The sequence below is a fragment of the Athalassotoga saccharophila genome, from assembly GCF_009936215.1.
Classification (GTDB): Bacteria; Thermotogota; Thermotogae; order Mesoaciditogales; family Mesoaciditogaceae; genus Athalassotoga; species Athalassotoga saccharophila.
The window spans coordinates 687559-712004 of record NZ_AP019551.1 but is presented as its reverse complement, the minus strand read 5'-3'; the positions used below and the strand labels follow the sequence as shown (position 1 = coordinate 712004).

Genomic DNA, 24446 nt, shown 5'->3' with positions numbered 1-24446 from the left:
CTCCTTTAGATATGAATTTTGTCCGAGTTAAGGTTAAGTATCAATTCCACCTCTCCGACACCTATACCCAAACTCTCGGCTATCTTTTTGTCGTTCCATCCTTTTTTTGCAAGATCGAGAACCTTTTCCTCTTTATCCAAATCGTTAAAGATCTCCTCACTCTCTTTTGATTCAACATGAATGGGACTTTCGTGAATCAAATTTTGAGGAACTTCGGAAATCTTATTCATTCTGTCTGCCATACTCTCATTTAACCTGATATAAAGTTCATTTGCATGATAAATCGCACTTCTCAATTCGGATATCTTTTTGTCGAGAGTATCGACATTAGTGTTTGTAACGTGCTGGATCTTTCCTATAAGGCGGGACACATCTTCGGTTATGTCTAAATTATCGTACTTTCCACGATCACGAATTTTCGAGATCAAAAAATAAACAACTCCCCCAGAAATTCCGCCCGTTAAGGCTCCGATCAAAAACCAAGCCAAAATCACCGTGTGAATACCACCTCCGGAAAGGATAGATCCATAGGACCTTCCCATGTAAGAGATGAATTAGAAATCGTCGTTGGAGTTGGGTTTACAGAGATTATCTTGCTGTCCTGAGGAAATTCAAAGGTCACAACGGAATTCTTATCGAGTTTCATTCCAACCTTGCCCATCGAAACGTAATAATTCGATCCCTTTACGGTCACTATTCCATCGACAACGCTGTGCTCTGTGAACTGAAGCGTATTCGGATTCAAAACGATGGCCGTTGAATCGTAACTTATCGGAACAAGGCTGAGTTTGGTCGATTTTGAAAGGTTATCGAACATCTGCTGGTAAGATTTGAATTTGTCTTGAGGACTTAATTTGTTGTATTCATCAAGCGCCTTTTGAAGATCGTTCGAATTTGGATAATAAAGTTTGACGCTGTCATTTATTACAACAGGAGTTGAATAGGTGAAAATGTACTCTGCCTGATAAGCGATCTGTTCGTATGGTGGTTTTCTGTTGGCAGTTATTACGAACTGGACTACCATAACGACAACGAGTACTCCAACCATTATCCACAAAAATTTGTTATACTTTGACATTCAAAAACCTCCATTTAAAATTCATGTGTTTTTCTCCACAAATTGACGAGATATTCTCCAAGATATTTGACCTCTTCTATTGAATCGAATTTCGATATTTCCTCCTCGAGTATTTTCTTTAAATCAACGTCTTTGTCTCTCTTATCAGAAGTCTTTATCTGATTTCTTATTTCGTTGGCTATTTCTATCGCGATAAGGCGTGTAAGTTCATGAACGAGATCTTCAATACGTGCTTGATCTTTTTGATCTTTTTTCCCGTAAGAGAAAAAGTAGTCAGCCATTTTTGCCACCATTTACGCCAAAACTCTTTCTCATCAAATCCTCAAAGGCATTTAACTGCGAATCGACTCTCAGATCCATTACGCCAAAATCCACCTCTGCTCTTAAATCATCAGGTCCGAAAGCGGGATCGACGATCACTTCAATGGATCTATGCTTTAGATCTTCTAAGATCTCCTCGGGAAGGTTTGGTGGAACATACAACTTGACATTCTTCGAGGATTTGACCATTTGCATTACTCTCTCTATCTTTTTAGAAATGGACGATGGATCTACTTCTGAAAGGACTATCTCTCTTACAACACTTATGGAAAGTTCAAGCAAATAAGGGGTAATATCATCGACGGACTGATCGATACTTTTTTTTACTTTCTCGATAAAAGAATCGAGTTCTAAAAATTTCTTTTTCCATTCTTCAAGGCTTTTCTCGTATCCTGCTTTGTACCCTTGATTGTAAGCATCTTCTTTTATTTCTTTGGACTTGGCAATGGCCGAACTCAATATCCTTTCGTACTCTTTCTTTGCGCTTTCAAGAATGAACTTTGACCTTTTTTCGGCCTCTTCTAAAGGATCGACCTTTTCTTCTTGTTTCTTTTCCTGATATCCGATCTTTATTTTATCTTCAAAAACGGGTGGCTTTTTTATGATTTCAGACAATTATATCCTCTCCCCCACCGTGGCTTATGACTATTTCTCCGGCATCCTCAAGTTTTCTTACTATCGCGACGATCTTTTGCTGCGCCGCTTCAACATCTTTGACCCTAACCGGTCCCATATATTTTAATTCATCTTCGAGCAAAGCGGCAGCCCTTTTGGACATATTCGACATCAATTTGTTCTTGACTTCCTCTGTTGTTCCCTTTATTGCAAGGGCAAGATCGTGCGTGTCCACCTCTCTCATTATCAACTGGACAGATCTATCGTCAAGTTGGAGTATATCCTCAAATACGAACATCCTCTTCTTTATCTCCTCGGCAAGATCTGGATCTGTCTTTTGAATGTCGTCCAAAATTCTCTTCTCGGCCGTTCTGTCAAGGGCATTGACTATCTCAACGGCGACATCTATTCCGCCGACATTACTGAAATCCTGTGTAACAAAAGAAGAAAGCCTCTTCTCCATATTTTTCTCTATCTGTTTTACAACCTCGGGAGAGGCCCTTTCAAGCAGGGAAAGCCTTTTTATAACTTCGGCCTGTAATTCTTCCGGAAAGGAAATTATTATCTGGGCCGCCTGCTTCGGCTCAAGATACGCAAGGACGAGCGCTATCGTCTGTGGATGTTCATTTTGCAAAAAATTCACAAGTTGAGCGACGTCCGATTTTTTCATGAAATCAAAGGGTTTAACCTGCAAATTTGAAGTCAATTTTCCTATGATCTCGTAAGCCTTTTGCGGGCCTAAAGCCTTTTCAAGTACTTCCTTTGCGTACTCTATTCCCCCCTTGTTTATGTACTCTTTGGCCTGCATCATTTCAGAAAATTCTCTCAATGCTTCCTGTCTCTCCGATTCGGAGATGTTTTTCAAATTCGCAATTTCGAGCGTGAGAGACTCTATTTCTTCTTCGCTTAAATTCTTCAAGATCTTGGCCGCCCTCTCTGGGCCTATTGTAAGCAGAAAAATGGCTGCCTTACGCTTGTTAGAAATTTCCTTTTTGTTATCGGCCATTTTTCACTCCTTATTTATCCACAACTTTATTATCTGGGCAACATCTTCTGGATCCTTGTCTATCCACGCGGTAACGTTATTTTCAAGTTTAAGCATCTCTCCATTTTGAGGTTCGACCTGCTGGGCCTTTTTTGCAATTTCTGCGGCCTCCGCCTCTATCCTCTTCCTTCTTTCCTCCACTTCTTTTATCTTCTTTCTTCTTCTCATTCTGACTGTCATGTAAAAGATCGCGACCGTTAAAAGTATTGAAAGTAGAATCGAATATATCACTATAAGTCTAAATCTTTGCGCTTCTGCTGATTGTTGAAGGGCTTTCTGCGCCATTACCTCAGCGCTGTTGTTGAATGGCATGGCCAGAACCTTTATATTTGAAGTCGAAGCGCCCACAGACATGGCAACGGCAGATTGAATCGTTGGAATAAGAGAGGTATTCGTCGAATTCAAAAAGACCGTCATCGTTAAATCTTTTATGTCTCCAGATTTATCATTTATTATCTTTTGGTAAACCTGAGAGACGTCGTAATTCGTTATGGTGTTCGAATAACTCGATACGGTCGAAGAAGGATTTGTACTGACATAAGTCGGGGGTATATTCGAAGCCATACCTACAGGGCCAGAAGGAACACCATTGGAAGAGACACTTGTTTGCTGTTGCTGGTTTGAAATGACGCCGGTGTTATTCTTAGCATCGTAAGGAACGTAGGTTTTGTTTTCCTCTGTTATCTGTTGCCAGTCAAGTTGAACGTTGGCCGCCACCGCTACATTTCCGTAGCCAAAAACATTGTAAAGGACTCCTAAAACCTTTGAAACGTAATACTTTTCAACCATTTGCTGGAGTTGAAGTTTAGAGGTCGCAACCATCGCATTTTGAGAAAGATCTATTTCGTTACTTAAAACGTTCGAATACTGATCGACGATCTTCACATCGGATATCGACATATTGCCAACTGCCCCCGCAACAAGGTTGGCAATACCGAGGATCTGATTTTGAGAAAGTTGCATGTTGGGCTTTAAAACGACCAAAACTGAGGCGGTAGGCTTTTCTTCCTGACCCGGGACGTAATAGGTGTACTTTGGCAAAGAAAGAAAGACCTTCGAGTATTGAACCGGCGAAAGCATATCTATACTTCCCTCGAGTTCGCCGGCAAGTGCTATCTGGTACTCGACCTGTCTGTCAAAACTCGTCATTCCAAGAGAAGCGAGAGAATTGTTCGTAAGAAGACTGTATCCCTGAACGCCGGCAGTGGGTCCGAGAAGGCCATCTGTGGCGAGTTTCATTCTGACCTCGTAAACGTTTTGGGAAGCCGGAATGTATATAGTGCCATTGGGGCCTGCCTTATAGGGAATTCCGAGTTTTTGAAGATCGTTTATTATGCTGCCGGCATTTGTATCTGATATGTTTGAAACAAGAACGACGTACTTTGGAATGGAATTAATGTAAATCAAGATCGAAAAAACAACTATAATTCCGGCAAAAAGACTTATCCACAAAATCTTTTGATTTGTGCTCAAAGGTTTAAAACGATCGTTGTAAAATTGTTTTATCTTTGACCAAACGTCTTTGAAATTCATCTTAGATTGGATATCACTTTCCTTCTTATCTCTTCAAGTCTATCCTCAAGATCGCTTTCGTATGTTCTTCCGGAATCGTATGCGATCTTACCATTCACAATCGTCATGTAAACTTTCGCGTCTCTTAGAAAATCGAAGATCAACTTCCTCAAAACAGGTCTTTTCCCATTTCCAAGAGAACAATCACAATCGTATATAGCCATATCTGCCGCGTAGCCGGGTATCAATTTGCCCATCGGTTTATCAAAGAGTTTTGTACCGAGCCGATAACTGTTTTCGAGTAACATCTTTTTCGTTTGATATATCGAATCGAAGTCCTCGCCTTCTTTTAACATTTTTCTAAGTAAAAATGTAACTTGAGCCTCCATGAGAATAGAAAGGTCTGGTATAGTGCCTGTACCCAAGGATACATTTATGCTTCTTCCCATCATTCCATCTATATTCGGAAATTGGCTTCCATGTGTCATCATCTGCCTTGTGCAATAGATAGCCATCGTGCCAGATGCGGCCATAACATCGAGATCCGTTTCCGTAAAATGTCTTGCGTTGACTATAAGCATTTTATCATCGAGCAGATTAAGATGTCTTAACCTTTCGAGATTAGACATGCCGTATTTGGCAAAGGCCTCCTGTTCTTCTCTCTTTTCGTCAGATAAGAGTATGACGACAAATGCGTCTATTGACCTTGCGAAATCTCTGAGCAAACTCATCGAATAATCATCGAAATTCGTTATCGAATTGAGCGGAATGTACTTTGGCTTTTCCCCGGATTTCAAAAGCCTTTGAAGGTCTTCCGGAGTCTGGACACTTTCGCCGACTGCGAATTTAAAAGGCCAGATATTCGATACGGCCTCAAGAGTTTTTTCAACCTCTATTTTGTGCAAATATCTCTCTATCGATCCGGCAACACAAGTTATACCGTGTCTTAATCCCTCCCACGCAACCTTTTCTGTAACTGTGAAGAAAACCTCATCGTTGAAGATATTCTGAAAAATATCGTATATCTTTTTCTTCAAGTCTTCGTGAGAAATCCCAGTCCTTTCTTCTACCCCAAAATCGGGAAAGATCAAGGATTCGAAATTCACGTAAGCGTCTATAAAGCCAGGCAAAACAACTCTTCCTGCGCCATCTATGATTTCCTTTTCAACTTGGAGATATTTTTTCTCCAAATCTTCTTTTTTGCCTATATCTACTATTTCGTCTCCATTTATCTCTAACGCACCGTCTTCTATCATTCCGGTTTCAAGATCGTTGGTAACGATCTTAACGTTTGTAATAAGCATTGATGCGACCCCCTCATTTTTGGATTCCTCGATGATCATTTTACCACTTTGAACCATAAATTTAAAAGCGGTCTTAAGACCGCTAATGGTGCCGAGAGTGGGAATTGAACCCACACGAACCTTTCCGGTTCACTGGATTTTGAGTCCAGCGCGTCTGCCAGTTCCGCCATCTCGGCATGCTATTTTATTCTATCATAATAAGGATAAAAATTCAACTGAGATGTTTTATCATATTTTGAAGAAGGCGCCTGTCCATCTTAGCCATTTCCGCAGCCTTTGAAACATTTCCTCCAGCCTTAAAAAGCAGTGAAGAAACGAATTGATTCTCGAGTTGGCGGTAAAGTTTATCCCTCTCGATGCGTTTTCTAAGTAGAAAGGTCTTGTAATCGGTGATCTCGTCTCCAGAGACTTCTAATGGCAGATCTTTTGCCGTTATCTCGCCTTCTGCATTCAAGACAGCCCTCAGGATCACATTTTGTAATTCCCGAACATTTCCGGGCCATTTGTAAGACTTCAGCATCTCCATCGCTTTTGGCGAAATCCCGACACTTTTTTTCATCTGTTCTGCGTATTTGTTCACGTAATAATTTGAAAGAAGTTCGATGTCTTCTGGTCTTTCTCTCAACGGTGGAATCTCTATTCTTATGACATTTATCCTGTAATAAAGATCTTCTCTGAACTTTTTTTCTTCTATCATCTTCTCGAGTGGTTTATTCGTGGCACTTATAAGCCTAAAATCAACCTTCCTTTCCTCAACGCTTCCAAGCCTTGTTATTTTGAAGTCCTGAAGTACCCTGAGCAACTTTGCCTGATCTTCGAGTGGCATATCCCCTATTTCATCGAGAAAAAGTGTTCCACCGTTGGCCGCCTCAAATTTTCCGATCTTTCTTGAATTTGCTCCCGTAAAGGCTCCCTGTTCGTATCCGAAAAATTCGCTTTCGAAAAGTTCTGCCGGAACTGCCGACATGTTAACCGCTATGAAGGGGCCGGTACACCTTGAACTTTGATCATGAATTGCGCGCGCAATAAGTTCCTTCCCAGTCCCGCTCTCTCCGAGAATGAGAATTGGAAGATCGAGATTCGCGTACTGTGGAATTTTATCGAGGATTTTGAGAATTTTTTCGCTTTTTGTGATGATATTCGAAGATCTCTTTATTCTCTCTCTCAATATCGAATTTTCTCTTTTTATGTTGACGTATTCTATACTTCTGTCTATCTTTGTCTCAAGATCTTCCAAGTTTATGGGCTTTGTTATGTAATCGTAGGCTCCCTTTTTGATGGCCTCAACGGCATTTTCTATCGTTCCGAAGGCCGTGATTATTATGACGGGCAGATCGAACTGATCTCTTACAATTTTTAAAAGTTCCATTCCATCCATTTTTGGCATCTTTATATCCGTCACAACAAGATCTACACGATTTTTGCGAATTACATCGAGGGCCTCAAGACCACTTTGTGCCGTCAAAACATTGTATTTCTTTGAAAAGTTCATCTTCATGAGTTCTAACATGTAACCTTCATCGTCGACGAAAAGCACTGTGTTCATGCCTTCACCTCCACCGGAAGAGTTATAGAAAATCTCGTTTCGTCTTCATCGCTCTTAACGTCGATTTTGCCACCCATGGCATTTACATAGTTGTAAACTATTGAAAGTCCAAGACCCGTTCCATTTTCCTTTGTGGTGTAAAATGGTTCAAAGATACGCTGAAGATCGGACTGTGGAATAACTTTGCCATTGTTAGAAACAGAAATTCTAAAATGATTTTCAAACTTTTCAACTTCAAAAGATATCCACTTTCCCTCATCAACGGCATCGAGCGCGTTTGTACCTATGTTAAGGAGTATCTCCATAAGCATTGACTTGTCAAATTTCGCGAGGAAGGGAGAAGGAAAAGAGGTTCTTATCTCGATAGATCTTTTCGAAGCGCTTTCACTTAAAAGTAAGGCGATCTTTTTGACTATCTCGACGGGATCGCCTTCTTCCACGACGGGGGGTTTTTGACGGGCAAAATAGAGGAAATTTTCGAGAATCGAATTGATTCTTGAAAGTTCCTCATCTATGTATTTCCACAATTTCTCATTTTGATGTGGATCTGTGCCTTTTTTTAACATCTGGATAGATGTGGAAATTATGTTAAGAGGATTCCTTATTTCATGAGTAACGCCAGAAGAGAGTTTACCAAGGGCTGCCATTCTTTCTTGAAAGATCATCTGCTTTTCGATCTTCATAACCCTTTGAATGCTTCTGTATCTCGATAGAAAGAAGGTTAGGTGATTTGACAGCGTATCGATCCACTCAAGATCTTCTGAAGAGTACCTTCCGCTTTTTTTATGACCCAAGACCATGAACCCCTCAACCTTACCGGCATTCTTCATCCATACAAGCAACTCTTTTTCAGAAAATACCCCCGCAGATGGAAGGCTGTAAAGGTCCACGACCTTCAATATATCGCCACACGGAATTTCTTTTTGACTTAGAGTCCTTTTTAAGGATCTGTAATTGCCATCATCGTCTTTGAAGAATAACTCTATGTCTTCTGTGTTCAAAACACTCGACGCGTAATCGACTATAAGAGGTTCAAGATCTTCGAGAGAATCTATTTCGAGACTTTTTCTGACAAAATTTATGGTCTTCTCTCTTTTATATCCTCGTCCTGTGCGTAAAATTCTCTCAAAGAACTCGTCTATCTTTTGAAGGTAATCTCCGAAGACCAAAAAGGACAAAAATATCACGATAAAGGATATCGAAAAGAATTGGATCAAACTCGAACTTTTTGAGAAATAAAAATTGGTGTAATAACTTATTATCAAAATAAAAGATATCAAAAGAGAGATCATCGATCCGTAAAGAATATTCTTCAAAAAAGCCTTCGAAATCTGGACCATTCTTATCTCGTAGACAAGATCAACTATCGTGTAAAGATAGATCGGAATTAGAATGGAATTCATCACCGAAATGTATGGCCACATAACGTTATGATAAATCCATAGCCAAAAAATTATAACTTCAAGCACTTCGAAAAGACCGTAAAAAACGATGTAAGTTTGTACCTTAGATCTTGCAAAAAAAGAAATTATGTCTGTATACTTTTTGGTCATGAAAAATATCGAAAAGACAACGTTTAACGTTGAGAGTATTCCTAAAGAGACGAGATCTGTCTTCGAAAATAGAAAAAAGTAGGTTAAAATTGAACCAACCAAAAGTATTCCGAATTCAAAAAAATAAAGTACTTTAAATCTAAATGCGTAAGATATCATAAGAACTGGAATGATCCCAAAAAGAATAAAGAAAACGGACAGAAGTGCCGTTGAAGTAGTTAGATCGATCATATCGAAAAAAAGCGCCACATTCCACAGAAAAGATGTTGTAACCATTAAAATAAGGTAAGGATTGAGAGTTTTCTTGGCGTAAAAGTAATACCTCAAAGCCACAAAGAACAAGATCAAATTGGCGATGAAACTTGCAAAATTGAAGTAAAATTCGACAGGCACATTCTCATCCCCTCATATCGATCCTAACATAAAAGAAGACTGGCATATGCCAGTCTTCTTCAAAACTCAGATCGAATTCATGCCGTTTTCTTTGGCCTTTCGAACAAAGAGACGATAAGCACTATGATACCAACTATTAAATTATTGACAAGATTGGCAACGTAGGAGTGGGTAATCCCGGGGATGAAGGCCGCTATAATCATCCATACACCGCCTATCAAACCTATGATCCATCCCTGCCATGCCGCATGCTCTGGAATCATCAAAAATCCAAATATCGCCACTATTATTCCAACGAGCAGATCGTTGACGAGATTTCCCATTCCACCGAGAGGAATAAATGACGCTATTATAAGCCATATTCCTCCTATTATCAAAGTTATCCAGCCTCTCCATGTCATACAAATCACCTCCATCGAATTTTCTTTCCAATTTTGATTAGCAACAATCGTGCCAACATAAAAAGATGAGCCTTTTCAACGATTTCAAAATGATCTCTCTCATCGCCAAGCAAAAAAGTGCGAAGATTTTCTTCGCACTTTTTTAAAAACACGCGTTAATTCTGAAAATCTACTGCGAATTTTTTCTTCACACCTTGGAGAATATCCTTTTTTTCAAAATCCACAAAAGCGAGACTATCAAAGATAAAAAGATCAAAAAGATAACTTTATCGAGATCGATTTTGTGGGCAATTCTGCCGCCCGGAACGATTTTAACTATTTTTGAAACGTCAAACTCCATATCTCCATCATGTTTCAAAGACATGGCAACGAAGGTCCCTTCAACTGTCAAAAGATCGCCTTTGAAATTATAACTCGCCGTGTACTTTATCTGCGTCGCAAGGGAATAAGGCATCCAAAAGCCGAGAGTCTGAGAACCGTCTGTCATGTTTACCCAGGCATAATCTCCTCTTCTCATTATACTTCCGACGGCCTGACCCTGGACTGTCAAAAATTTTCCATCGTACGTTGACGGATTGTTTATCATATCGGATATAGTCGGCATGGCAAAAATCACGGACACAAAAAAGATCATAAATACAAAAAAGGCGAGATCTTTCATCTTCTTTTTGCCCCCAAAAATGGATAGGCAACAAAGGCTATAACGGCCATGAATTCAAGCCTGCCAACCCACATCAAGATTATAAAAAGTACCTTCAGCACGTCCGGCATCGAAGGAGAGGTAATACCGGTCGAGAGTCCGACATTTCCAAGAGCCGATGCAACTTCAAATGCGGCCTTTTCTATCGGATATTTGTAAATGAGCGTTATTATAAGACCTACAATGAATGAAAGAATGTACATCATCGTTATGACCATGGCATTTTTGACGATCTCGTTATCGAGATCGATATCTTCCTGATTATGGAATTTTTGCACCTTGACCGATTTCGATGACATGAAAAGTTTTTTTGTCTCGAAGGCAAAAGATTTTGCGATTATGCCGATTCTCATTCCCTTTATCCCCCCAGCAGTCGAACTTGTGCTCCCACCTATGAGCATTGCGATCGTTATGCCGACCATTGCAAGTGTTCCCCATGATCCAAACTGTGATGGATATATGTTCATAAAACCGGTTGTCGTGTGTGCGGAGATCAACTGATAAAATCCCTTGGTAAAAAGGATGACCGCATTCGGATAGACGTTATTTCTAACAAGACCAATAGCAACTATGGTAAAGGTTATAAGAACGGTTATGAAAAAAGACTGTGTTTCTATATTTTTATATATTTCTTTTCTGTTTTTGTTCATTACGGCATAATGAAGTGCGAAATTGAAAGAACCTATTATGAAGATCACCATCGTTATAAGCATGTAAAGCATGCTGTGATAATAAAGAATATTTTGCGAATGTGGGGCAAAGCCTCCCGTGCTCCATGCCGACATGAAGATCCATATACCATTCAAAAGTGCGTTTACAGGCTTTAGCCCTATAAAAAGACCTGCTATAAACAATGCGATAGTTCCGATGGCAAGGTATATAAGGCTTATATCCCATATTGCCCTCGCAGTTTTTGTAAAACTCGGAAGGAGTTTCTCGCTTTTTCCTTCCCCTATGTACATTGCATAGCCACCGCGCATGCCTATGAGAAAACTCAAAGAAAGAACGATCATACCCTGACCGCCAACAAAGGTAAGAAGTGCCCTCCACATGTTCATTCCTATCGAAAGATCGTACATTCTTTGAATAAGCACAAGACCCGTTGTAGTGAATCCACTCATGACATCAAAGACTGAATCCAGAAAAGAAAGGTAATGTCCGGAAAGATATCCGGGAACTGCATCGATGATCGTAAGAATTATCCACGCGTATGCCGCTATGAACATCCCGTGAATCCAGTCCAACTCTTTTTCATGATCACGACACAAAATCTCAAGCGTGAATCCAAAAATAAAAGAGATGGCCATCCCTATTCCAAAATCTATTGCCGTATTCCATTCTTCAAAGATCAAAGCAGTAACAAGCGGAATGGTCATTACCCATCCCATCGTCTCAACTATTTTTGCGGTGTAATAATTTATTATTTTTAAATCAGAATAGACGATATTTTTGCTCATATCAGCGGACGATTAAATATCCTATCAAAAAAGCAACTCCAATGAGGAGGACAGAATATCCTACCTCTATTAAAATCCCTATCGAGGTATCTTTTATCTTTTCAATTCTTTGCCTCATTTTCATCACCTGTCCCGACAAGAATGGCTTTTATCTCATCAATCTTGTCCTTTCTCGACATTATTATGACAAGATCATCTTCATCTATCTGCGTATCACCTCTCGGAACTATTGGTTTATCTGCTTTTATGACAGTTATGATTATGCTGTCTCTCGGCAATTTGATATCCATGATCCTTTTTCCATTGGATGGAGAGTTATGAGGTACCTTTATTTCCAAAATGTTGAGATCGCCATGGTAAAATGTCAAAAGTGATCTTATCGCCCCGAGCACAACCTCCTGCTCGATTACATTTGCAATGAAGGCCGTCGAGCAAACGACATTGTCAACGCCCAAAGATTTGAGCACGACTTCATTTTTTGGGTTGTTAACTCTTGCTATCGTTTTTGGAATGTTGAAATTTTTCTTGGCGATCTGACAAGAGATGAGATTTACCTCATCCTTCCCGGTGACGGCCGCAATCACATCCGCGTCTTCAGCGCCTGCTTCTCTAAGGTCTTTTACCTCAGTACCGTCACCGTTTATGACATTCACATTGCCCATTTCTTCGGCAATTCGGGCACATTTGACGGGATCTCTTTCTATTATCGAAATCTTATGTTTCTTACCGTAAAGTGTCTTGAGAAGATAGTACCCTACTTTACCGCCGCCGACAATTATTATTTTCATTCGACATCACCGAAGTATTTTGAAACTTTTTTTGCTTCTTCCAGATCGGATAAAATCACCACTACGTCATCTTTTTGTAAATTGAGATCTTCAGATGCGATCTCGAAATTACCTCTTTTTACAGCACAAATTCTAACATCGAATTTTGACTCAATCTCTTCCACTTTGAAATTCTTGTCCTTACGCACAACAACTTCAAAAATCGAAAAGCCATCGCCGACATTCGCACGCAATTTTGTACCATCAGAGAAGATCATGTTGTACATCTCTTCCACGCCTATCGTCGTGGGACAGACAAAATCGATGTCAAAATCTTTGTAAATTCCAACTTTCGATTGAAGATAGACCCTCGCGATCACTTTCGGCACTTTGTAAATCTTCTTGGCAATTTCGGCTATCATGATATTCGTGTTGTCGTCACGTGTTGCCGCGATAACGGCATCGGCCTTCTCGATTCCAGCCTTCTTGAGAACATCCTCATCGATGCCAACTCCTATGATCGTAAGTCCGTTAAAAGCCATTCCAAGTTTGGAAAATGACGTTTTATCTTTATCGATAACTACAACATCATTTCCTTCATCTGCAAGTTTTAGGGCCAAGGATGCCCCGAAATATCCACATCCGACTATTATAACGTACATATCTATCGCCTCATTGGGTTAATTATACCAAATAGAGTTCAAATCTCGAATCGCCCCGTAGTTTGGCACGTAGCACGTAAGAATTGAGAATTGACAATTTTCAATTAACAATTGTCAATAATTTGTCCGTTCACCTTTTGACAAACCTTTCTATGCCCTCGAGAATGTACTCGGATGAAAGATGTGCCTCGTTCATGACCTCATCCACGGTACCGCCTGTGCGCCAGCGATTGTCCCAGTCAGAAGACATACAATACTGAATATACTTTTTCGTCGCTATCCAGTCATCGACGGCCTTCAAAGATTCATTCGTTATGACCATTGACTCCTCCCAATCTTCCCACGGTAATATCTTTTCTCTGTACTCTTTCGGCTGCATATCGAAGAGTTCCTTTGAAGGGATTGAGACGATCTTCAAGTTGTACCTGTCTAAAATGTCGAGAATTTTTAAAAGATTATATGTCGTCATGGTGCCCCTTACAAGGATAGTACCATCGCGCTTTCCTGATTTGAAATCTCTTATCAGGTAAGCACCTTTTGCGGCCTCAAAGTGAGATGGAAGTTTCATCTTTTCTCTGTCCGGTATCTCAATAGGAGGCCTTGTCAGATGAAGCGCGACGATAGGTACATCTTTCGAAAGCGCCGCCCCTAACAAAACGGGCACCTCATTTGCCTCCCACGGATATACGTTGATTATATGACCTTTTGGGAATAATTGTGTGACAACCGTCGAAAAAATTCCAAAATGGGTTCTCGAATCGTCTGCCGTCTCGGGACCCGAATGGCCCACAACCCACAAAATTTTACCAAGTTTTATCGGGCAATCTTGTGCCATCTGAGAAAATAACCTGTAAGGTCCGTATTTCAAATACGCAAATGCTCCGTACGTGGAGGTTGCCATCCAAAAACCATTGAATTTCTCGTAAGGCTTATCCGACAAATTTACACTCGCAACACCTGCGGAAATGCCTGCATTCGCAAATTCTGTAATCTCTTGAGGCAAAAGTACGCCTTCCAAATTCGAATCTCTATCGTACCATCCGTATCCTTTGAAATCTCCAAATCCTTCGCCAAATCCGGAGAGATTCGTTGATTCGGTCAGATCGGCAGAGGCCGCTAAAAATAACGGTCTTCCGTATTTTTTAGCACTTACGGCATTTATCCATGCCCCCCAGGACTTAAGCGCCTGTCTGTTCGCAACCTTAGATCCCGGGTCAAAAAAGATCTCTTTAGGATATGAATTATAATCGAAAAGAGATTCATCATCGAAAATTCGCGAGTTTAAAACAAAGGATCTTTTTGAAATTACGGCTCTTTTTTGGATGAGTTCGTCGGTAATCTTCTCAACAAGACCATCATTTTCAAGGATCACATCGATGACCTTTTTTAAATTCACCCTCGTTTGTTTTACGAATTCATCTCCATCCGGTGCGGGTTTACCGTATCCTTCAAAATCAACTTTGTATTTTTCAATGAACTCATCTCTCGTCCGCCAGAAGATCTCCGAATTTGCCTTGTGAGGGCTCCCATGGGATTTGTTGTCGTAGAGGCCGTAGCCGTAACCCTTTTTTGTCTTAAACCATATCGCGTTTGGAAGATTCTTTCCTCTTTGAGATTCTATCCTTTTGAAAGCATCAAAGATCTTTTCCCAGTTATGTCCGTCCTCGCATCCGGCGACATTCCATCCGTAAGGTCTAAACCAATCATCTGGCGTACCGTGGATGACTTTGCTTACCGGATGATCGTCTATTCCGAAGTCATTCCAGTCTATAAGCCAGTACAAATTGTCAAGCCCCAAACCGTATGCGGAATTTTTGGACTCGTGAGAGGCACCCGCACTTAGAGCGCCTTCTCCCTCGATTAACCATACTCTCACATCTAATCCCGCACGTTTGAGAGCAAGAGCCTCTCCAACGGAGGCGGGGAGACCATGGCCGGCAGGGCCCGTGTTGAATTTCAAAAACAAAGTCTTTCCCGAAAACTCGGCATGACCCGAAAGGCCATCTCTGTGTCTGAATTTCAAGAGATCGTCCAAAAGCACGATCTTGGACGGATCTATAAAGAACCTTTCATCTTTTGTTTCTTCGAATCTTTTTTTGAAAGATTCCCCGATCACAGTTAGCGCAGCGTAGATCAAAGGGACCGTATGGCCGGCAGAAAGAATAAACCTGTCCGAAAGAGGATTTTCAGGATGGATAAAATCAAAGTGAGAATAATCCGAAAAGACCATAGACCAAAATGAGTGCATCTTCGATCTTGATCCTCCTGGATGGCCACTCTGCCTTAAATTAAGCGTAAAGTCTATCAACTGGCCCGTTACATCCTTTATAATTTCAAGTTCTTCAAAATTCAATTCAAATCACCTCTTTATGGCTCTATCCTTTTTATTTCATCGATCTTGTCAAAATCTCTGTCATAACTGTATATTTCTTTTATATTCATTTTTTTCATCACTGCAACGTTAAAAGCATCGGCAAAAGAAAAGGTTCCTCCTGAATAAATCTTTAGCGCTTTTATGAAAGTTGATTTATTTTCGAGAGAAAGTCCTTTAAGATTCAAGATTGGTTCTAACAATTGTAAAATATCAGACCTTGGGACTTTGTAAGAATGTTCAAGCGTAAAGATCGTCTCAAAGATAACAAGAGAGGAGGTTGTTACCATCTCTTCCCCATTTTCGATCTTCTTTAGCAATTCAAGAGAATTTTTTGATTTTTCAGGATCGTCTGCCGTAAAATATCTTAAAAACACATTTGTGTCTATGAATCTCATTTTTTCATCTCTTTTTCTGCCTCATCGCCCACTTTTTCTTCGAAGTCTTTTCGAATCTCCTTGAAATTCTCGGGCCTCGTAAGTGGTTTAACTTTGCCAAAATTCTTTTCTAACATGGAAAGATTGCTTGGCCTTATTGTTAAATAAATTTCACCATTTACTATTTTGAACTCTGCGACATCATTCGGAGATATGTTAAGAGATTTCCTTATTGAGTTTGGAATGGTTACCTGACCTTTCCTTGTTATTTTAGAAACATTCAAATTTTTCGGCATAAAAACCAACTCCTTACTTAAAATATGGTATTACTTATATTTTAAGTATACCATATTAACACTTCCTACTTTTCATTACATTAAAGTCGTGGTGTTTCATCTGTTCAGAATTTTAAAGGATTAGACGAGTGAGGGGTAAACACCATAAACTTACAATTGCAAATTGAGAATTGCCAATTTTCAATTTTTAATTCTCAATTTTACTCCACCTGCCAATTCATCCCAGCACGAAGCCCAAAGAAGATATCGTATCGCCAAGGCCAACCGTTATTTTGGGAGATGGAACGACCTTCGTCGGAAAGAGAATGAAATGAATTCCATCTTCTTCCCATTCTTTGTAATCGTACTTTTCGGGAATATCCAACATGTACTTGAATCTTTCCAAATTTATCTCCCCATCCATTGCCCTCTGGGCCGCCGCAAGAGACGCAAAGGCAAGGGCCTTTTTTTGAGATTCAAGATTGTAACCTTCCTTCAATGCAAGTAGATAAAAGCCAAGCGCATGAAAATGCACTCTCGAAAGATTCCCTCTCATGATTTTGGATATTATCTGAGATATCCTTTCAACGTCCAGATTCAAAATATCTTTTTCATCGTACCCAATATCCCTTGCAACCCATGAAAGTTCGACCTCGTTAAGGCCAAGGCTATCGAATCTTGAAAATAATTTCTCCTCCACAGCCTTTCTTACACCATCACGTCTTATCGAGGCGAATTCGAGATGAAATTTCATCCTCGAATTTTTCTCTCTTAAGGCCATTACAAATTCCAAAAGTTTATCGATTCTATCATCGACCGTCTCTCCGTCTGGATAAATCTCTTGCATGATGTGAAAGCCAGAAACAAGGAAATGAGAGATATCTTGCGCATGTTCTATGACGTAAGATTTGAATGGATCTCTTACTTCCAACTTTGAATTGACGGGATTCCATGAGGCTATGAACCTGTTGGATCTCGGACAGGTGTAAATTTTGCCCTTAATCGTCATAGATTGGCCTTGAGAAAATTCAAAAATCCAGTGTATGGCCTCGATTCCTTCTCCGTCATACGCGTTGATGGGATGATCAAGGCCATGCTTTCCGACGACGAAAAGGTTTTTAGAATTCGGAAAGAGGTTTGCAATCTCCTTTTCTAAAGGATACACGTAGACTAAAATCTTTTCAAAGGGAAATGGCACAAGGCCCTTTGCCATGTTGGCCGATGTCCCGCCAAGCCTTAAAGTGCCAGTCCCAAAGGTTTTCATTATCCATTCGTAAACTTCCTTCGAATCGATCATCAACTGAAGAGCACTTCCATTGACGAAAGAAAAAATCAGACCTTTCCAAAAATCATCGATACACTTTATCGAATCAGGAAGCGCTGAAAGTTCCCGTGGAATTGCGAGATCCAAATTGCCAAACTTTTGCGGATCGACCTTTACAAGACCATCTATGACCGAGTGAAAGCCAAGGGCTATCATCTTTGAATCACGTGCCCTTTTGATTCCCCAGTCAATCACACCATCGTATATCTTCATACAATGCCTCCAAAGCACAAAAGAAATATCGAACTTACGATAACGGTTGTCGTTACCGTACCGCCGGCAAGTTCAGGATCGAGTTTTTTGTCTATCGAGTACAAAAGCGTCAAAAGCGGTGCAGGCATAAGGGCACTCAAAAGCACAACTTGAGCCATCAGCGCATTTGATGGCTCAAATATCCTTAGCACAAAGTAAAATGTCACGCCTAACGCGGCACCAATGAGATATTTAAAAGAAATGGCCTTTGCCATATTCCTGAATTCGACCCTTAACCTTTCAAAGTTCAAAAAGATGCCTATCGTCAAAAGAGACAAAAATGCATTTGCCCCGCTGAATATTCCAAGAAATTCAGAAAGTATATCTGCATTCGATAAAGAAAGGTTCAAAATTATGGCTCCAAATATCGCAAGCAAAGGCGGGAAGGTCGAAACCTTTTTGATAACCTCTTTTGTGCTGAATCCGTCCTCAGAAAAAAGTATCGCTATCGCATATCCTACCGTGTATATCATGAGGCCATTTCCCATGTCGAAAATCGACATGTAAGCAAGGCCCTTCCCTCCCCACAATAACTGGGCAAAAGGATACGCAAACAACCCCAAGTTCAGGCCGTTGAATGTCAAGATCAAAGATCCTTTTGTACCGCGGGCGGCATTCGATCTTCGAAAGATCAAAAAGCCCGCGATCATAAGTGTGAGTGTCGTCAAAATTCCGAAGGCCGTCAACGAGAAAAGCGGAAGGGTAAGTTTTACGCTTGTAACGGCCTGAATTATGACGGCAGGAAGCGTTATGTATATGACTATCTTCGAAAAGGCCCTTCCTTCTGTCTCATTCAAAAAATTGATCGATTTAAGAAAATATCCTATTGCTATTATCACAAGGTATGAAAGAATTTTGTATATCACGATCTGTAATGTTTTTTCATCTCAGAATTGAAAGGCAAATTCATTATCTCGTCCAAGACATCCTTCACCTGTTTCTCAGACTTCGTCCTTGGATCCCTTATTAAAATCTCCTCGAGTACCCGTCTGTCTCCGGTTATAAAGGCCTCGAGTGCCATTTCCATCCTCATTATCCTCGGCGTCAGATACATCTTCTTTATTCTATCCGTCAAATCAGGATCTATCTTTTCTGGATGAATCCCTTTTTTGTCTACCCTGACAGGCACTTCAACAACAACATCGTCTGGAATTCCCTTTATCGTGCCTTTATTCAAAATGTTAAGATACAGTCTTGCCTCTTTTCCATTTGCAATTGCGTTTATGAATGGTATTTGTTGTTCGCCACTCAATTTATCTTTCGGAAATTCTTCTGGCCATGATTGCGTTAACTTAAGGGATGGATCTTTTGAAATGTCTATTATCTTTTCTCTTATCTGTCTTAACTCTTCATAAAACTTCGGTCTCTCAACTTCGTTGTCTATCCCTCCGAATTTTCCAAACCATTTTTTCTTGGTCTCGAGGTTATAATGATACTTCCACGTTCCATTCCTTACGGTGTCGCCTATCGGGATCATCCCGTAAAATTCGTACATGTCCATCGCCGCAGGACTCATCTGCATGTCCCACGGACTCGTCGATTCCCATTTTGGCAATTTTTCTTTTATCCATTCGTCCAAAATGGGATATCCATTCTTTCCTTTGTATATAAATCTATTTAAAAATATCCCGTGATTGACTCCGGCTATCTGCCAGTCTATTTCCTTCTCATCAAGGCCCAAAGTTTTGAAAACCTCATGAACGCCTCCGAATCCATGACAGAATCCTATTATCTTTGCTTTCGTCTGCCTCAATACCAATTGTGTTATCTCAAAGACCGGGTTTGCAGTTTGGATAAGGTATGCGTCCGGACATATCCTCTCGACTGCTTTTGCGATGTCCAAATGGAGTTTGAGTTGATTGTAATTCGAAAGCGTGTAATAATCGGAGACCATGTTGAACTCTTGAGAATCTATTCCGCGGTAATATCCATGCTTTTGACCGATATCTCTCATTATCTCGTACTGGACATACCCGTCCTGATGACCTTCTCCACGTGCGAGGGCCGTGTTTATGACAAAGTTCGCACCATCGAGGGCCTTCTCCAAATTCGTCGTCTTTTCGAACTTCAAATTACCGCCTATCTCAGATGTGTACCTTTGAGATAGACTGTATATGGCATCAAGACGCCTTTCGTCGATATCCATCAAGGAAACAACAGTTCCTGATAATTCTTTCGTCTTTGCCAGATCGCCAACTAATTTCAACGTGTATCTTACACTTCCCGCTCCTACGAATGTGATCTTCATACCATTACCTCCTCCATAATCTTTTTAAAGTATGTGCAGCCATCTTGGGATTTCTGTCCCTTGTAAAGACTCCTTTGTAATTGAAAAGCGGCCTGTGAACATTCTGGGCCGTTTTGAAATCGGCAAAGGCCCAGACATGTATGCCCGTTACAAAATCCTTTTTACTCGCAACTTCAAACAACCTCTCGATGTATTCGGACTGGTACTCTTCCGAAAACATCTGCGCCGGGTTTGCGTGAAAACCAGATATCGCATCGGCACCGAATTCCGTCAAAATCACGGGCCTTTTGTAAGTCTCGTAAAGCGCATCTAAATCGTCCGAGAGCAACTTCTCGGCCTCCTTTATCTTTCCTTGATGATTGTACCAGCCATAATAGCGATTCACGCTTATGACGTCGAAATGCTTCATTGCCACATCCGGCCCTCCCGATTTTTCGCAAAAAGGCACGCAACTTACCATCGTTGCCGGCCTTGTCGGATCGGCACTTTTAGCCGTATCGTACAATCTTTTGAAAAATCCGTCCGATTTTGGGTGCGCAGAATCCGGCTCATTGGCAACGCTCCACATGATAACGGACGGATGGTTTTTGTCCCTGTCGATAAGCCTTTTGATATCCTCCACGCACAGATCAACGGTCTTTTCATTTTCGTAATGGTACTTCTCAAGCCCGACGTGTGGCGCTTCGTCTATGACAAGAAAGCCAAGTTCATCTGCCATATCGAGCCATTCTTCGGAATAAGGATAATGTGAGGTTCTGAAAGAATTCGCGCCTATCCACCTTAGAAGATCGTAATCTTTAACGATCAAAGGCTTAAAGGTGCCCTGCCCTTCGACCGGGAACTCTTCATGCTTTCCAAAGCCAAGCAATTTGACGGGTTTATCGTTCAAGATTATATGTTTGTCGTCTAACGATATAGTCCTTATGCCCGTCTTTATCCTGTACTCGTCGATCAATTCATCTTTATAAAGAATCCTCGATCTTACCTCGTAAAGATAAGGATCGTCTAAATCCCAGAAATGGGCATTTTTGATCTCGAAATCAAAACTTTCATTTGTAGATGTTATCTTTTTTGCGATTTTGAGATCATTAATCGACACCTCTATATTCTTCCCGATACACTCTTTTGTCATTTCTATTGTGATCTCTACAAGACCCATTTTTTTGGAAGGAACGGATTTATCGCATCTGAGGTTGATGTCCAAAACAGAGGCCTTTGAAGAAATTTCTGCGTATGGCATCCTTATAATTCCGCCGTACGGGAAAAAGTCGAAATTTGCCGGAGGAAAGTTGCCGGCCCTCTCAAAGCCTGGCATTCGACCGGCTGGCAGATCATCCTTTGATAATTTATTCTCAACCTCGACGCGAATTTTGTTCGTAGATCCGTATTCCAATTTTGGGTAGCATTCGAAAGGGAGATATCCAATGGCATTGGATACTGCCAGATCATCGTTTACATATACCCTGCTCTTTGTATTCACGGCACCAAAATAAAATCTAACACGTTTATCCTTCCATTCATATGGCACATCCAGATCGTAGATATACTCGACCGGTCCCTCTTCAAAGAAAAGATCTTCGTACTGTTCATTCCAACTGGCAGAAACAGCAATCGGCCTTTCCTTACCGTGAGCGCGTATTTTCCACATCCCAGAAAGTTCGACTGTCGATCTGCAAAGATTCATCTGTGGTCTTAACAATTCAAACATCTCCTTAATTTATCTCTATATCTTTGGAATGCAATTTGAATTTCAAGGTAGACTTTCCCCATGGAGGAGTTTTATAAGAGAAATTTCCATTTATATCTGGTTCTATGCCGAATCCACCAGAAACTATTGCCCAAACAGGTGTGGCACTCCATGCTTGCAATAATCCTCCACGACCAAATGGAGGCGAATAATATTCAACGGGAAGATACCATTTGTTTGAAAGCGAATATTCCCATGATCTTAACAAAGCATATTTCCATTCAGGGTCCGATCTACTTAGAAGAATTTTGGCTATTATCCCATCCCAATAAGGCCAGTCACTGCCGTTATGATATCTATAAGGAAAAGCACTTTTGAATTTGAGATCTTCTTTATATTTATAAAATGGCCATACACTCAATATTCCCCAATCTCCAAATCTTTGCTCATCGTTATTCTTAGTAAAAAGATATCTCTTCAAAGTATCGATAAATGTTTCATCGTTATCAGGAATATCGTAAAGTAAAGTTACTACAGTATCAATATTGATATGATCTTCGATTTTACCGATTTTTTCGTTGATATAATCGGCGAAATGATCTGCCTTCCATATTTCATCATTCATAAACCGTTTTATGGTCTTATATCCTTCTATATACTTTGCCGATGTATTTTGATCAATTGATTCAAAAATCTTCGATGCGCTAATTAAAGAGCCAGCATAAAGTGAAAGATCATAAGTAACAAAACCAGATCTTACAACGTTATCAGACCAATCTTTTACATCTTCATCCTTAAAGAAAATCCATTTATCCTGCTCAAATTTATCGAGAATAACCCTTATCTTTTTCAAAATATCCTCAGTTAAAATCTCTCGATCGCCGGTCCATCTTAAATAATCATACACTAAAAGCACAAAAAAATAAGGAGAATCCCAGTGATCTGACCACCAATCTTGCGGCCTTCTTTGAAATTGCCGTACTTTAGGATCAAGATTCGCGAATTTTCTTGACAATTCAAATTCTTCTTTTGAAGCAAAAACAATACCACTTGGAGCATTTCCATTTTCATCTATTCCGTCTGAAAGAACTTGTATTTGATCTTTAACGATCGATGGTTTAAATGGTAAAAGTGCTTTGGAAGTCCAGAAAGAATCTCTATAATAAGTTCTAGCGGGCAAAGCATAACTTGGCCCTGCGTAAAGAACAGAAAAATCATTTTCAATTCCTATTTTGTGATTAGAGATTGCAGTATGCAAAGAAAAAACAAATAAGGAATTTATAAGTTCGTCTTCTGAATTAAAAATATTCGAAAGATACTCCAAATATTTACCATGAGATTCCTTTATTTTCGAAGCAGATGGTCTTTTATCTCCAAAATAAAACAAAATCCATGCCTCATCTGAAGGATTTATATCAAACGCCAAGATATCACCACTTCTTCTTACGTTGAATTTTGCTCCTTCAACGACAATCGAAATTCGCTTAGATTTGCCTTTTATTATAATTTCATTTTTATTTTGATGTACTTCATATTTTTCGATCGAACTTAGGATTTTTTCTACGACAGGTATCCTTAATTGCTTTTCAAATAAGACCTTCAATTTCATTTTAATTTGACCTTTTACGGACACCGCCAAAGCAGGTTCAGTTGAAAGAATCACTGATAATTTTTTATCAAATGTTATTGAATTGGGATAATAAACTGCCTCTTCAAATTTATCTGAAAAAGAAATCCAGTCAATATACTTACCATTGTCAGATCCAAAAATACCCTTTATACTTGAATATTCAAACTTGACAGTCAAATACTCATTTGATAGATAAAAATCTTTGATCACATCCGATTCTATAGAGCATTTCGACAATTTCACCTTATTCATCCCCTATAAATGAATTTATATTTTTAAGAATAGAATTTCTTAATTTGAACAATTCACAATGTGCCAGCCCAAAATTTTCTGAGATCATTTGATCGAATTTAAAGTAATTATATATAACCTCTTTTTGAGATCTATGAAAATCAAGAGATTTTAATTTATCATTCCAAACATCAGACAGATCGATTATCACTTTTTCGTCTTGTCCGGCCGATATCGGATCAAGAATCATCTCGAGATGAACTTGAATCTGATGTCTTACATTCTCAAGGGCTTTTATATTTGACCGTGCCATGAATATAGCCTTTCTCGTAATGTCGGAAAGAACAACATGATCTGGATGCTTATCCTTATTGAATGGCGAAATAACAATCTTTGGTCTAAAAGTTCTTATCAAATTTGCGATTTTCGTTCTGAGTTCTAAAGTATCATCAAGCAGACCATCATTTTCATGTAGAAAAATTGGTTCTTTACCGGTTAAAAACATAGCAGATTCTGTCGCTTCTTTTATTCTCATTTCTTGACTTCCACTTAGACCGGCCTGTCCATCGGTGACAACGACAATCTGTGATTGGTACCCGGCAGACTTTGCCTTAAGAATAAAACCGGAACATCCTATTTCAACATCGTCTGGATGTGGGCCTATGGCTAAAATATCAACTTTATCCATTGATACTCT

The 24446-nt window shown here is 39.9% G+C and carries 23 protein-coding genes and 1 tRNA gene; all 24 read right to left on the bottom strand.

The window, feature by feature from the left end; all coding sequences use genetic code 11:
- Positions 1 to 5 precede the first annotated feature (5 nt).
- Complete coding sequence (locus ATHSA_RS03535; protein ID WP_232060124.1) at positions 6 to 488, bottom strand: DUF6115 domain-containing protein; 483 nt, start codon at positions 486 to 488, stop codon at positions 6 to 8.
- Between the two features lie 2 nt (positions 489 to 490).
- Positions 491 to 1078 (bottom strand): DUF4897 domain-containing protein, encoded by a 588-nt coding sequence (locus tag ATHSA_RS03530; RefSeq protein WP_161847779.1) that lies wholly within the window; start codon positions 1076 to 1078, stop codon positions 491 to 493.
- Between the two features lie 14 nt (positions 1079 to 1092).
- Positions 1093 to 1359: a hypothetical protein gene (locus tag ATHSA_RS03525; protein ID WP_161847778.1), complete on the bottom strand. Its 267-nt coding sequence runs from the start codon at positions 1357 to 1359 to the stop codon at positions 1093 to 1095.
- Positions 1352 to 2014: a FliH/SctL family protein gene (locus ATHSA_RS03520; RefSeq protein ID WP_161847777.1), complete on the bottom strand. Its 663-nt coding sequence runs from the start codon at positions 2012 to 2014 to the stop codon at positions 1352 to 1354. The genes ATHSA_RS03525 and ATHSA_RS03520 overlap by 8 nt, the downstream gene beginning before the upstream one ends.
- Complete coding sequence (fliG, locus tag ATHSA_RS03515; RefSeq protein WP_161847776.1) at positions 2007 to 3020, bottom strand: flagellar motor switch protein FliG; 1014 nt, start codon at positions 3018 to 3020, stop codon at positions 2007 to 2009. Before fliG ends, ATHSA_RS03520 begins: the two co-directional genes overlap by 8 nt.
- A 3-nt stretch (positions 3021 to 3023) precedes the next feature.
- The gene (fliF, locus tag ATHSA_RS03510; RefSeq protein WP_161847775.1) at positions 3024 to 4592 is read right to left on the bottom strand and encodes a flagellar basal-body MS-ring/collar protein FliF; all 1569 of its coding nucleotides are present in this window, start codon (positions 4590 to 4592) and stop codon (positions 3024 to 3026) included.
- Positions 4589 to 5875, bottom strand: coding sequence for an amidohydrolase family protein (locus ATHSA_RS03505; protein ID WP_161847774.1), 1287 nt, complete (start codon positions 5873 to 5875; stop codon positions 4589 to 4591). Before ATHSA_RS03505 ends, fliF begins: the two co-directional genes overlap by 4 nt.
- Positions 5876 to 5961: 86 nt before the next feature.
- Positions 5962 to 6051, bottom strand: a tRNA-Leu gene (locus ATHSA_RS03500).
- Between the two features lie 35 nt (positions 6052 to 6086).
- Complete coding sequence (locus ATHSA_RS03495) at positions 6087 to 7421, bottom strand: sigma-54-dependent transcriptional regulator (protein ID WP_161847773.1); 1335 nt, start codon at positions 7419 to 7421, stop codon at positions 6087 to 6089.
- A complete protein-coding gene (locus tag ATHSA_RS03490) occupies positions 7418 to 9367 on the bottom strand; it encodes an ATP-binding protein (protein ID WP_161847772.1) in 1950 nt (649 codons plus the stop codon). Before ATHSA_RS03490 ends, ATHSA_RS03495 begins: the two co-directional genes overlap by 4 nt.
- A gap of 77 nt (positions 9368 to 9444) precedes the next feature.
- The gene (locus tag ATHSA_RS03485; RefSeq protein WP_161847771.1) at positions 9445 to 9768 is read right to left on the bottom strand and encodes an SPW repeat domain-containing protein; all 324 of its coding nucleotides are present in this window, start codon (positions 9766 to 9768) and stop codon (positions 9445 to 9447) included.
- Positions 9769 to 9955: 187 nt separating this feature from the next.
- Positions 9956 to 10429, bottom strand: coding sequence for a DNA-binding protein (locus ATHSA_RS03480; protein WP_161847770.1), 474 nt, complete (start codon positions 10427 to 10429; stop codon positions 9956 to 9958).
- Positions 10426 to 11925 carry a TrkH family potassium uptake protein gene (locus ATHSA_RS03475; protein WP_161847769.1) on the bottom strand — a complete coding sequence of 500 codons (1500 nt, stop codon included), beginning with the start codon at positions 11923 to 11925 and terminating at the stop codon, positions 10426 to 10428. The genes ATHSA_RS03480 and ATHSA_RS03475 overlap by 4 nt, the downstream gene beginning before the upstream one ends.
- 101 nt (positions 11926 to 12026) lie before the next feature.
- Positions 12027 to 12713, bottom strand: coding sequence for a potassium channel family protein (locus ATHSA_RS03470; protein WP_161847768.1), 687 nt, complete (start codon positions 12711 to 12713; stop codon positions 12027 to 12029).
- Positions 12710 to 13354, bottom strand: a complete 645-nt coding sequence (locus ATHSA_RS03465; RefSeq protein ID WP_161847767.1) for a potassium channel family protein — start codon at positions 13352 to 13354, stop codon at positions 12710 to 12712. The genes ATHSA_RS03470 and ATHSA_RS03465 overlap by 4 nt, the downstream gene beginning before the upstream one ends.
- A 130-nt stretch (positions 13355 to 13484) precedes the next feature.
- Positions 13485 to 15707 (bottom strand): transketolase-like TK C-terminal-containing protein, encoded by a 2223-nt coding sequence (locus ATHSA_RS03460; protein WP_161847766.1) that lies wholly within the window; start codon positions 15705 to 15707, stop codon positions 13485 to 13487.
- A 14-nt stretch (positions 15708 to 15721) separates the two neighbouring features.
- The gene (locus ATHSA_RS03455) at positions 15722 to 16123 is read right to left on the bottom strand and encodes a PIN domain-containing protein (RefSeq protein ID WP_161847765.1); all 402 of its coding nucleotides are present in this window, start codon (positions 16121 to 16123) and stop codon (positions 15722 to 15724) included.
- Complete coding sequence (locus tag ATHSA_RS03450) at positions 16120 to 16398, bottom strand: AbrB/MazE/SpoVT family DNA-binding domain-containing protein (protein ID WP_161847764.1); 279 nt, start codon at positions 16396 to 16398, stop codon at positions 16120 to 16122. Before ATHSA_RS03450 ends, ATHSA_RS03455 begins: the two co-directional genes overlap by 4 nt.
- 217 nt (positions 16399 to 16615) lie before the next feature.
- A complete protein-coding gene (locus tag ATHSA_RS03445) occupies positions 16616 to 17914 on the bottom strand; it encodes an ADP-dependent glucokinase/phosphofructokinase (protein ID WP_161847763.1) in 1299 nt (432 codons plus the stop codon).
- Positions 17911 to 18819 carry an AEC family transporter gene (locus tag ATHSA_RS03440; protein ID WP_161847762.1) on the bottom strand — a complete coding sequence of 303 codons (909 nt, stop codon included), beginning with the start codon at positions 18817 to 18819 and terminating at the stop codon, positions 17911 to 17913. The genes ATHSA_RS03445 and ATHSA_RS03440 overlap by 4 nt, the downstream gene beginning before the upstream one ends.
- A complete protein-coding gene (gene aglA, locus ATHSA_RS03435) occupies positions 18816 to 20201 on the bottom strand; it encodes an alpha-glucosidase AglA (RefSeq protein WP_161847761.1) in 1386 nt (461 codons plus the stop codon). Before aglA ends, ATHSA_RS03440 begins: the two co-directional genes overlap by 4 nt.
- Positions 20202 to 20205: 4 nt before the next feature.
- The gene (locus tag ATHSA_RS03430; RefSeq protein WP_161847760.1) at positions 20206 to 21900 is read right to left on the bottom strand and encodes a glycoside hydrolase family 2 TIM barrel-domain containing protein; all 1695 of its coding nucleotides are present in this window, start codon (positions 21898 to 21900) and stop codon (positions 20206 to 20208) included.
- A 13-nt stretch (positions 21901 to 21913) separates the two neighbouring features.
- Positions 21914 to 23770, bottom strand: coding sequence for a glucosidase family protein (locus ATHSA_RS03425; RefSeq protein WP_232060123.1), 1857 nt, complete (start codon positions 23768 to 23770; stop codon positions 21914 to 21916).
- The gene (locus tag ATHSA_RS03420; RefSeq protein ID WP_161847758.1) at positions 23763 to 24437 is read right to left on the bottom strand and encodes a PIG-L deacetylase family protein; all 675 of its coding nucleotides are present in this window, start codon (positions 24435 to 24437) and stop codon (positions 23763 to 23765) included. The genes ATHSA_RS03425 and ATHSA_RS03420 overlap by 8 nt, the downstream gene beginning before the upstream one ends.
- Positions 24438 to 24446: the final 9 nt, after the last annotated feature.